Below are 11,650 nucleotides of genomic sequence, written 5' to 3'. Positions count from 1 at the left end.
CCCCTTTTGCATCAACGTAAATACTGAAACAAAAACCTACACTCAAACCCAACCTCCACACCATTTTCCACACTTCCAATCTACTCCCTACACGCAAACACAACCTCGTTCCAATGGTCGGCGTGTTTTAGTGATAATATCCTTCGCAAGAAATTTTGTAGATTTCAAATCGCAGAAACCCGGCCAAAATTTGACCGCGTAAGCGAAGCGTGCTTCAAATTTTAGGGTTTCAAGATTTAGAAATCACAAATTTCTGAAGACCAGATATTCGAACAAAACTGTCCGACCAATTTTCTGCACTCCAAAGCACACACAAAAAAAATAGAAACCAATCCTGCGACTCACTCGCACAAACCGATTTCTATTTAGCATCTCTATTTTTCTATTATCTTGTCGAAAATTTCCCTCAACTCTCGTGTCGCCAACTGAACATCCTCTGTCGAAAAAATCGCTGATGTCAACGAAACAGAATCGACATTGCAATTAAAAATCTTTTTGATGTTGTTCTTGTTGATTCCACCTATTGCTGTGATTGGAATGTGAATTTTCTCTGCAATTTCATTGAGTGTCTCGATTGTAACTCTGATAAAGTTGTCTTCGGTAAACGTCGGAAAAATCGCACCAACACCGATATAATCAGCTCCATTTTCTTGCGCCTCCAACGCCTGCTCCAACGTGTGACAGCTAATTCCAATAATCTTATCCTCGCCCAGAATCTCTCTTGCGTATTTTATCGGCATATCTTTCTGTCCTAGATGCACACCGTCAACATCGCACGCCTTGGCAATATCGACCCTGTCATTCACAATCAAAAGTTTGCCCAATCGTTGAGTAATCTCTTTTATCTTGAACGTTTCCTGCATTATCTCTCTCGTGTTCAAGTTTTTCTCGCGAAGCCTGACAGAATCTGCTCCATTTTTCAGAGCTATCTCAATCGTCTCTGACAAATCTCTGCCCTTCAACGTCTGCTTGTTTGTAATCAAACTAAGTCCCAGATTAAAACTTTTTTTCATTTAAAATTCACCTTCAAAAAATTTATAGAAATGATTTACAGGCCCATTTCCCTTGCCTATTTTCAAATCGTATTTTATCGCATTCGTGACGTATTCCTTCGCAAGTCCCACTGCCTGTTCAATCGACTTTCCCTTCGCCAAATAGCTCGCAATCGCACTCGAAAGCGTACAACCAGTCCCGTGAGTGTTTCTCGTGTTCAATCTCTTGGTCTTGTATTCGTAGAACTTTTCCCCGTCGAACAAAACATCGACTGCATCTCCTGACAAATGTCCGCCCTTTATCAGAGCAGACTTCGCGTTCATTTCACAGATTTTGACAGCGGCTCTTTTCATATCGTCAACCTTCTCTATCTTCATCTGACAAATTCTCTCAGCCTCTGGAATATTCGGAGTTACACAGGTACAAAGAGGAACCAACCCGTCAGTCAACAATTGCACGCAATCATCGTCCAGCAACCTTCCTCCTCTTGTCGCAACCATAACCGTATCTAACACGACATTTTGTGGCTTGTACTCAATTAACTTGTCGATTACAGCTTGTAAGATTTTTTTGTTCGACAACATCCCTATCTTCACAGCGTCAGTTTTCATATCGTTGTAGATGCAATCAATCTGCTCGTTGATGATTTTCACCGGCAAATCCTCTCTCGAAACAACCTCAAAAGTGTTCTCGCTAACCACCGACACTATGACACTCATCGCATACACTCCTAGCGCCGACATTGTTTTGATATCAGCTTGAATACCTGCTCCTGCCGAGCAATCTGACCCTGCAATCGTCAGAACTTTTTTCATAACTCCTCCTGCTCATCGAACTTTTTTGAAAAAATATCCCTACAAAAATTTTACTACAACTAATCCCTGTTGTATAGCTTGACGATTTTGGAAATCTTCTGTGCCAATTCATCTGATAGAAAGTTATCCTGTAATCTCCACGTCCAATTGCCCAAAGTGTTGGGCGTGTTTGTCCTGTAATCATCATCCAAATACAAAAAATCCTGCATCTGACACATACACAAAGAAGAAGGCGTATTGTACAGCGACTTAATCATACTGAAATCCACATCATCACTCGCATTGACATAGTCCTTGATGTACTGCAACTCGTCGGCATTCACGCTCTCCAAAAACCCCCTCAGAGTTTGATTGTCATGCGTTCCCGTGTAGTAAACCGAATCTTCTGTCACATTGTGCGGAAGATAATCCGATTGCTCGTTCAAATCAAAAGCAAACTGCATCACCTTCATCTTCTTGAACCCGTACTTGTCACGCAGACTTTTAACCTCACGAGTTATCAATCCCAAATCCTCAGCGACAATTCTTTCAATCAGGTTTTCATTTTTCAAAATCTCAAACAACTTATCGCCCTTAGCTTTTTCCCAGTGCCCATTTTCAGCGCTGCCCTTTTCACAATCAATCTTCCAAAAAGATTCGAACCCTCGAAAATGGTCGAGCCTCAACAAATCGTACATCCTCAAATTGTGGTGTATTCTTCTAATCCACCACTCAAAGCCCGTATCTTCGCAGTAATCCCAATCGTAGACTGGATTGCCCCAATACTGACCTTTTTCTGAAAATCTATCCGGTGGCACTCCTGCGACCGATTTCGGCGACAAATCGTCATTCACATCGAACATCCTCGGATTTTCCCACATATCGCTACTGTCCTTCGCCACATAGATGGGCAAATCGCCGAATATTTTTATTCCCAAATCGTTGGCATACCTTTTTAAATCGAAATACTGCTTGTAAAAAACATCCTGCACGAACAAATTGTACTCAATCTCATCGGACAACAGATTTTCGTAAAATCTCAAACTTTTTTCATCGTGGTATTTTATCTCCTTCGGGAAATCAAGCCAGCATTTTCCTGCGAAATGTTTTTTCAGTGAATTGAACACGCAAAATCCGTACACGAATTGTCTTTCGGGAAAATTTTGCGTGTCGATTACCTTCAACTTCTTATTGTTTTCAAATGCTTTTCTTAAAATCTCATTCTTCGCACAACGGACGTAATCGTAGTCGACAAATTTCGAGCTGAAATTGTACGATTCGACATCTTTATCTGCCAACAAACCTGCCTCGATTAGCTTTTTAACATCAATATACATAAAATTTCCGGCGAAACTCGACGTCGACAGATAAGGACTGTTTCCAAATTCACTTACAGGCCCCAACGGCAAAATCTGCCAGTAAGATTGATTTGATTTCCTCAAAAACCTCACAAATTCGTACGCTCTCTCTCCGAAACTTCCGATTCCAAACGGAGAATTTAAACACGAAACAGGAAGCAATATCCCAGCTTTTCTATTCTTTTTCATATCTCTTGTTCTGCTCACGATACATTTTCGTATAAATTCCGTTGTTTTTGAGTAATTGTTCGTGAGTTCCCTTTTCCACAATCACTCCCTTGTCCAACACATAAATGCAATCGACGTTTTTTATCGTGGACAACCTGTGTGCAATGATTAAAGTCGTCCTGTTTTGCTTCAACTTGTCGATTGCGTACTGAATCACAGCCTCCGTCTGCGTGTCGATGTTCGCCGTCGCCTCGTCCAAAATCAAAATCTTCGGATTGGTGATGTAACTTCTCGCAAATGCGATGAGCTGTTTCTCACCAGCAGAAAAACTAGCGCCGTTGTTCTTGACTTCTTCGTCAAGCCCGTCACGAAAATCTATCAACCTGTCCGCACCGATATCTCTGAGAGCCTGTTTGATTTCATCATCCGTAAAATCTTTGTCGAGCCTTATGTTGCTCTTGACATCTCCCATAAAAAGCACCGGGTCTTGCGGCACAAGTGAGATGTTTTCCCTGATGGAATCCACGCTGTAATCGTTGAAATCCTTGCCGTCGATTTTAATAACACCGCTTTGTGGCTTGTAGAAACCGAGCAGCAAATTCATTATCGTAGTCTTACCGCTTCCAGTAGTCCCGACAAATGCGACGCTCTCACCGCTTTTTATGTCGAGGTTTAGATTTTTAAGCACGGGCTCATTCTCGATGTACGAGAAGTTCACATTGTCAAATTCGACATCTCCCTCGATTGTTCCGATTTGTCTTTCGGGAAATTCTTCCGCATCGGTATCCAACAACTCGAAAATATGCTCTGCTGCGCTGAACGACTGCTCAAGCGAACCCAATCTCTCCACACAATTATTGAGATACAAGAAAGTCCTCGTTGTGTACTGCATCATCAAATACATATTGCCCAGTTTCACATCGGTATTTCCCTTCAACACATTGTAAGCGTAAATCCCCAGTATCGTAACAGTCGCCAAGTTCCTGACCATATCAGTGACATTGTAGCCCATAAGTCCGTATGCCTTCGTCACCATATACCCGTAATCGTAGACTTTTTTCGCAGAAGACTCGTAGTCTTTTTTGAAATCATCTTCCAAATTATACGCCTTGATAACCTCGATGTTTCCGATGGTTTCATTTATCTTAGCATTTTCCTCGCTGACATACCGTCTCATATTCTTAAATGCAAAACGAGATTTTTGCAAAAACTTCCCGTATATGACAAACATAACGGGCAAAAACATACAGACTATAAGTCCTATTTTAAAGTCAATTATCAACACCATCGCCATCATAAACACGCTGACCATCACGCTTATCATCAATTGCACCAAAACCATCTGATAAAATCCCTTTACCGAGTTCGTGTCATTTGTAATTCTGCTGACTACTTTCCCCGCTGGCAAATTATCGTAGAATGAAATCGGCATTTTTTGAATATGGTCGTACACATCCACCTGCATTCTACGTGCGATTTTGTTCGCAGTTTTTTCCAAAAAAACCATCGAATTGTACTTCCAGATGGAATCCGAGAAGAAAACCACCGCATACAACCCCAATGCCAACATCAACTTATTCACATTGTAGACCAACTTATCCCCACTCAACAAATTGTTGATAATGTAGGCTAGGATTATAGGTCCGATAATCTCAAACGCCGTCATCAACGCCGTAAATCCCATTCCAACCAACAGATTTTTCTTTTCCTTCAAAGAATATCTTATAATTCTACTCGTCACACTCTTTTTCATATGCACTCTCCACTGTCTGTCTCAAATATTGTTCCCTGTACCATCCGTCGTTTTCCATCAAAGAGTTGTGGTCTCCTCGTTCAACTATTTTTCCATTTTCAAGAACGATAATCTCGTCAGCATCCTTCACTTGGCTAATCCTGTGAGTAGCGATGACATTCGTCTTGCCAGAGCGAATTTTCTTGAAATTATCGAGAATATTTTTCTCCGTCGTCCCGTCGACAGCGCTCATACAATCGTCCAAAATCAAAATATCCGGATTTTTAATCAACGCCCTCGCCAAAGCGATTCTCTGCTTTTGACCTCCCGACAAACTAATTCCCTTCTCGCCACACAACGTGTCAACTCCATTGACAAGCTTGTCCAAATCCTTCTTGAAATCGCTCATTTCAATGGCATCCATCAGCTCATTTTCACTCGCATTCTTGTTGGTCAACATAATATTTTCCTTGATAGTTTTCGAAAAAATCATATGATTTTGTGGAACATAGCCAATTTTGTCCCTGACAGATTCCACTGTGTAATCCGTCAAATTTCTCCCGTTAAACAGGATTTCGCCATTTTCCACATCGTAAAACCTTAGAAACTGCTTCAACAACGTAGTCTTGCCGCTTCCGGTTTTGCCCAAAACGCCGAGAGTTTTCCCCGGCTCAATCTTAAAATCAATATCCGTCAACACATTCTCGTTTGAGTTCGGATATTTGAACGACAAATTTCGAAACTCAATCACGGGACTTTCCTCCAGCTCGACAGCGTCTTTTTTGTTGACGATGTCCTCCTTGTAATCCAACACCTCCTGAATCCTGTCCATACTGGCATCGGCTTGCTTCTTCAAGCTGATGAACTCGCCCATTCCAATCATCGGCCAAATCAACAAATTCAAATAAAACATAAAACTCATCAACCTGCCCACAGTAATGCTTCCTGTTCTCACTAGATAACTGCCGTATCCAATCGCCAAGACGTACGTCATAACCTCGACAGGCTTTTGAATAGGTCCATACCAAGCCAAAAGCTTCGCCGTCCTCATATTTTTCTCGTACAAATCATTTGCTTTTTCGGAGAATTTATTTCTTTGAAAATCCTTCAAATTATTCGCACGCACAACTCTGACAGCACTCACAGTTTCCAAAGTCTGATCGTTCATCTTGTCGAACGAACCCTGCGATTCATCAAACGCCTTGTTGAGCTTGTTTCCGAGCATATTGCTCACTATCGCCAATATTGGAAGCGGCAAAATACTCAACAACGTCAACCTCAAATCCGTCGTTATAATCATCACAATTACGATGAAAAAAGGATAAAAAGTCGAATCAAACATACTCATCAGCCCGTACGCCACGAAAAGTCCCACTGAGTTCGAGTCATTTGTCGCCTTTCCCATCAAAGACCCCGTAGAATTTTTGTCATAAAACTCCGGCGACTGCTTCAAATACTTGTCGTATAATCTCGTCGTTATCAAATATTGTATCATGTCGTCTCCCCTAAAAACGTTCAAATTCCACACAATACTAACCAAATAACCACACACACTTGCAAGCAAACACACGGCCAAATTCGCCTTCAAATTTCCGCTCGTCACGTTTTGCTTGAAAATATTGTCCGCCACATTCCCAATCATATATGGCAGGATAAGTTTCAACGCATATTCAAAAATAAGTGCGATGATTGCAATTATGTAGCTCTTTTTGTAATAATCAATAAACCACTTGTACCTTCTTAACATAATTACTCCTCTCAAATATCAATTTTTGCAATAAAAAATAGGGCTCACAAAGAGCCCCATAAAGCAATCCTACTTTTGTAATAATTTAATGATGTGTTCTCTGAAATCTTCCCCGTCCATTGTGACAGCACCTGTACCACCGAAAATGTCAACAGATACCTTGAAGAAGTTCACAACCAATTTGTCTCCCAAATCATAGTACTCGTCGATATGACCAGGAACGAAGATAAGTTCTTTCTTGTCTGTCTCAACGCCGTCAAGATTCAAATGTTTGATAGGTTGTACCATTTGGTCAACTACACCCATATCCTCCATCATCCACATATTGTTGTTCCAGAATCTCTTTTCTTCAGGACTTCCACCATTCAAAAGCTCTTTGTTTGTAATAGATGACAAAACTCTTCTTACAGCTTCCTCATCAAATTTGTCATTGTATATAAGTTTCATTTCGTCTCTATTAGCTACATCAATAATGAATGATTCAGCAACCTTTTGTCCTTCTGACGCTGATTGCCAGAAATATAGCATCATTTCAACTACTTCGTTGTTAATTTTTATTCTCATTGTTCAGACCTCCTTTTTTCAAAAATTCTCTATATCAATTATTATACACTTAACAAAAAAATTTTTCCACATAAATTTTTATTTTTTTAAATTTTTTTATTGTTTTTTTGTAAAATTTCTTCACGCAATTACAATTTCGAATACAACCTCATCGTATCATCGTATCCCAATTTCAATCCGTATCTCGTCTTCTCCTTTTCAAAATCCAACATATTCGGAAAATTCTCATCGAACGATTTGATGATAGTGTACTTCGGATTTTTCTTCAACTCGTAAGAAAGCGTCCACGGCTTCAACGACACAATCACTATCTCATCGCACAGCCCATCGACCATCTTGTACGGATTGTTCTCCAAATACCCTCCGTCAATCAACCTCTTTCCGTCAATCTTGTCCTGCTTGAACACAATCAAATTGGAACTCGCACGCAGATAATCTTTCAATAGACCATCCTCGATGTCATCAATAAACAAATTCAACGTCTTCAAATTCTTCACATCAAAAGTGTTCAACCCGAATTTCATACTGGAGCTTCTCACTCTGTCCTCGTCAATGTATTTGTCGAGCAAATTCTTGTACGCACTCACCCCGATACCGCGATTTTCAATGACGCCCTTTACAAAATTGAACTTGTCTTTCACATTGTCCATCGTTAACCTGTCGTTCAAAAAACTGCGCATATCCTCATTTGGCAAATCGAGCACATCACAGTAGCTGATATTCTCCCACAAATCATACGCAACCTTCCAATCTCCCTGACAAATCATCGCCCCATTAATGGCGCCGATGGAAGTCCCCACGACATAATCAAACTCCACTTTAAGTTCACTCAAAGCCTTGTAAGCTCCCATCTGATAACATCCCTTCGCTCCTCCGCCTTCCAAAACCAATGCCCTCATACCATCCTCCATTCTCTAATCAAATTATATCATCAAACCAAATAGCGAAACCTTACAAAATAGTTGCGAGAGAACACTTTATGATATAATTTGACTGAAAGGACGAAAAATGAACATTTTACTTGTAATTGCATTGACGATATTAATCTACTGCATCAGACACAAATTCATAACGATGTTTACAGTAGCATCCATCGCTCTATTATTCATAAGCGCAAACCACACCTTGCTCGACATAAATTCCACGACAATAATCAACATATTCAAGGCGACCAACATCATCTGCAACACATTCATCGTATTCGTAATCGCATACAGACTGCTCGAAAAGAAAAAATCACATTCCAAAACATCGCACCTCTCATCAGCACTGTTACTCTACATCGCACTCACAGCCATAAACCTGTCACAGCCAAACGAAATAAGCCCATTCATAATATCAGCGAACTTCTACACAAGTAGCGTAGTGTTGTCGAACCTCTTGGCAAACACCATATTAAAATTATCACACCCCGACCCACCATACGACTACATCGTAGTCCTCGGCGGCTCTCTCAAAGGAACAGAACTCACCGACCTAATCAAACAGAGAATGCTCACATCGTTTTCGTATTACAGAACTGACAAATCGACAATGATATTCTCCGGAGGAAAAACCAACGGACAGATTGAAGAAGCCGTCGCCATGAAAAACTTCGCAATCGAAAACAAAATCCAAGATGACGACATACTCTTGGAAAAAACCTCCACCAACACCGTACAAAACATAAAAAACACCAAAAACCTACTGCAAACGACCGACCCCAACTACAAAAACAAAAAAATATGCGTCAGCACCAACAGCTTTCACGCATTGAGAACCAAACTAATCTGCGACAAATTGGGATTGAATTGGCAAATCATCTCCACAAACTCGACAACAACCACCAAACTGAACACCTACCTCATAGAATTGTGCGCATCCGTCTACATCGACCTTCCACTTCACATAATATTGCTCGTGACAATCACGCTGATATCGTATCAACTCATCTAAATGTAGACATATCGTAGATATTAAACTGATTGGAAAATGAAATAAGTGGTATAATATAAATATACAAGGAGGAGCTTATGAAAAACCTAAGAAAATTTGCAGTTGTCTTCGCATTGGTAATGGCAGTATCATTGTCAGCTTGTTCCAACGAACAATCACTGACAAAACCTGACGCACCACAACAAACAACAGCAAAAGAAAACACAGAAAACAAAGACAACCAACAAAATAACCAAACAGACGACAACAAAGAAAACAAAGAAAATAAAGAAAATAAAGACGGACAAGACAACAAACAACAAGACTTGACCGACGACGAAAAACAAACCATCGAAGAAATCGTCGAACGACTAGAAAAATACGAAAACGCAACAGCCGGTGCATCAATCAAAATGGACCGCCTATTCGTAGAAATAGTCAACAGATGTGGATTCCTAGAAACAAAACCCGAAAAATCACAAGAATACTTCGCCAAAAAAGTATCCGAAGTAAAAGACATCAAAAACTTCAAACAATCCATAAAAGGATTAAAAGACACGATGGACTACTACAAACAAAACAAACAACAATACCTACAAGAACTCAAAGACAACGGAGCAACTTGGGACCCACAAATCAAACTCGAAACATTGGAAAAACTAATCGACAAATTACAATAAAAACAAGAAGCTAGTAACATAGCTTCTTTTTTTGTAGAATAATATCTCGCCGAAAACCTTAAAAGTTAAAAATCCGGAAGATATACCAAGACGCACTACACAGAGAGCCTTTTTGCCAACACAATTGCCAACACATCATAAATTAAAACAAAGCAGAAAACTACAATTGCCCGAATATCTAGCTTACGAAAATAAATAAATCCTAAGCTTATGAACCTAAAATCTCAAGTGCGAGCTCCGCTCTGGCACGAGTGAGATTTCTTAACGGTTCATTTCGCTTGGATTTATACTTATTTTCTCCAGATGATATTCTACAGCAATTGTAGTAATCTGCTTTTTTTCTCTTTAATGTAATACAAATTTATACCTTCTATATACTTAAAATTACTTGTTAATTTTTAATATTAATGGTATAATAAATTCACCAAAAGCCTTATTCGTTAAGGATACGGTTATAAAGGATAAAAAACCTTACTCGTTAAGGTTGACCGAAGGTGTGCCATCGTGGCACACCTAATTTTTTGCAACGGCACAGAAATAAAAATGGATATAGAAAAATTTGGAGTATACTTAATTGACTTTTCACATAGTAGAGGTGGGGAATTGTCAGGAAAACATTATGCTATAGCTGTCACTGTATTTAATAAAGAACACAAAACATTTGTAGTAGTACCAATTACTAGTAAAAAATCCGGAAAAAAATACAGAGGTGGCTTCACAATTGATTGTAAAAAATATCAAAATAATCCAAGTAAAGAAAAAGCATTCGCAATGGTTAATAAAATAATAGAAGTTTCTATACATAGAGCTTATGGAGACATCGTTTATAAACTAGATGATGAAGATGTTGAAAAGCTAAAAAATTCTATGACAAAAATATTTGATTTATAGATAAACAACTTAATATTTTTTTAAATAGTTGATGAAATATCATAATTCATAGCAAACCAAGTATATTTGCTATGTGTTTTATCATGATTATAAACATCTGCTATTTTTTATTTGGAATAAAAATATAACATATAGTTATAAAACCTAATGTAGTAAGCGAGTTTTAACGAAGAATATCAATCAAAAGAAATTTTGTAGAAGTCGAGAGACAAGATATTCGAACAAAACTGTCCGACCTATTTTCTTTAGAATAAAAGGCTTTAACTAAGCGAGTCATCTGGAAAAAACTGTGAAAACTCAATCGCAGAAATCCGGCCAAAATTTGACCGCGTAAGCGCTAGCGTGCTTCAAATTTTAGGATTTCGAGATTTGTTGTTTTCCAATTTTTGGAAGCTAGACGATGCGTGTTAAACCTTTTATTCTGGTATGAAACAACGTAAATCCAGCAACAAAACCCTGCCCCTGTTTATCTAGCCACGAACTCTCTAACCCCATCTAACAACTTACCCCTCACTCAAAACCTACCTACACACCATTTTCTACACTTCATCTCGAAACTCCTCAATCCTAAAACAGCGTCAGAAAGCACACATACAAACGAAAATTCATTCGAAAAAATCCGTCAAAAATCGGTGAGCGAGTAGAAATCGAGCGAACGGATTTAGGATTTTGAGAGTTGAATTATCAACTTTCTCCCCCAAATCCTCCATGAGGTATGAGTCCTTTAGAATAAAAGGCTTTAACTAAGCGAGTCATCTGGAAAAAATTGTGAAAACTCAATCGCAGAAATCCGGCCAAAATTTGACCGC

General features: G+C 39.3%; 11 protein-coding genes. 4 read left to right on the top strand and 7 right to left on the bottom strand.

Annotation, left to right across the window (positions count from 1 at the left end; translation table 11 throughout):
* On the top strand, positions 1-202 hold a 202-nt coding region (locus tag Q0X02_RS07480), incomplete at its 5' end, for a hypothetical protein (protein ID WP_297813853.1).
* A 172-nt stretch (positions 203-374) separates the two neighbouring features.
* On the opposite strand, the gene thiE is transcribed toward Q0X02_RS07480, so the two are convergent.
* From thiE to Q0X02_RS07445, 7 genes are all read right to left on the bottom strand, one after another.
* The gene (gene thiE, locus Q0X02_RS07475; RefSeq protein ID WP_297813850.1) at positions 375-1,013 is read right to left on the bottom strand and encodes a thiamine phosphate synthase; all 639 of its coding nucleotides are present in this window, start codon (positions 1,011-1,013) and stop codon (positions 375-377) included.
* Positions 1,014-1,808, bottom strand: a complete 795-nt coding sequence (gene thiD, locus Q0X02_RS07470; protein WP_297813847.1) for a bifunctional hydroxymethylpyrimidine kinase/phosphomethylpyrimidine kinase — start codon at positions 1,806-1,808, stop codon at positions 1,014-1,016. It lies immediately after the preceding gene.
* A gap of 59 nt (positions 1,809-1,867) precedes the next feature.
* Positions 1,868-3,334 carry a 4-alpha-glucanotransferase gene (malQ, locus tag Q0X02_RS07465; protein WP_297813844.1) on the bottom strand — a complete coding sequence of 489 codons (1,467 nt, stop codon included), beginning with the start codon at positions 3,332-3,334 and terminating at the stop codon, positions 1,868-1,870.
* A complete protein-coding gene (locus tag Q0X02_RS07460) occupies positions 3,321-5,066 on the bottom strand; it encodes an ABC transporter ATP-binding protein (RefSeq protein ID WP_297813841.1) in 1,746 nt (581 codons plus the stop codon). Before Q0X02_RS07460 ends, malQ begins: the two co-directional genes overlap by 14 nt.
* Positions 5,044-6,792 carry an ABC transporter ATP-binding protein gene (locus tag Q0X02_RS07455; RefSeq protein ID WP_297813838.1) on the bottom strand — a complete coding sequence of 583 codons (1,749 nt, stop codon included), beginning with the start codon at positions 6,790-6,792 and terminating at the stop codon, positions 5,044-5,046. Before Q0X02_RS07455 ends, Q0X02_RS07460 begins: the two co-directional genes overlap by 23 nt.
* A gap of 69 nt (positions 6,793-6,861) precedes the next feature.
* Complete coding sequence (locus tag Q0X02_RS07450) at positions 6,862-7,356, bottom strand: hypothetical protein (RefSeq protein ID WP_297813836.1); 495 nt, start codon at positions 7,354-7,356, stop codon at positions 6,862-6,864.
* A 128-nt stretch (positions 7,357-7,484) separates the two neighbouring features.
* On the bottom strand, positions 7,485-8,255 hold the full coding sequence (locus Q0X02_RS07445) for a patatin-like phospholipase family protein (RefSeq protein ID WP_297813833.1): 771 nt from the start codon (positions 8,253-8,255) through the stop codon (positions 7,485-7,487).
* A gap of 109 nt (positions 8,256-8,364) precedes the next feature.
* Between Q0X02_RS07445 and Q0X02_RS07440 the strand changes: the two genes are divergently transcribed.
* From Q0X02_RS07440 to Q0X02_RS07430, 3 genes are all read left to right on the top strand, one after another.
* The gene (locus Q0X02_RS07440; protein WP_297813830.1) at positions 8,365-9,291 is read left to right on the top strand and encodes a YdcF family protein; all 927 of its coding nucleotides are present in this window, start codon (positions 8,365-8,367) and stop codon (positions 9,289-9,291) included.
* A gap of 77 nt (positions 9,292-9,368) precedes the next feature.
* The gene (locus Q0X02_RS07435; protein ID WP_297813827.1) at positions 9,369-9,950 is read left to right on the top strand and encodes a hypothetical protein; all 582 of its coding nucleotides are present in this window, start codon (positions 9,369-9,371) and stop codon (positions 9,948-9,950) included.
* Positions 9,951-10,493: 543 nt separating this feature from the next.
* Positions 10,494-10,841, top strand: coding sequence for a type II toxin-antitoxin system PemK/MazF family toxin (locus Q0X02_RS07430; protein ID WP_297813824.1), 348 nt, complete (start codon positions 10,494-10,496; stop codon positions 10,839-10,841).
* Positions 10,842-11,650: the final 809 nt, after the last annotated feature.

The sequence above is a fragment of the uncultured Finegoldia sp. genome (genome assembly GCF_947252345.1).
GTDB lineage: Bacteria > Bacillota > Clostridia > Tissierellales > Peptoniphilaceae > Finegoldia.
This window is presented reverse-complemented; position numbering and strand designations above follow the sequence as displayed.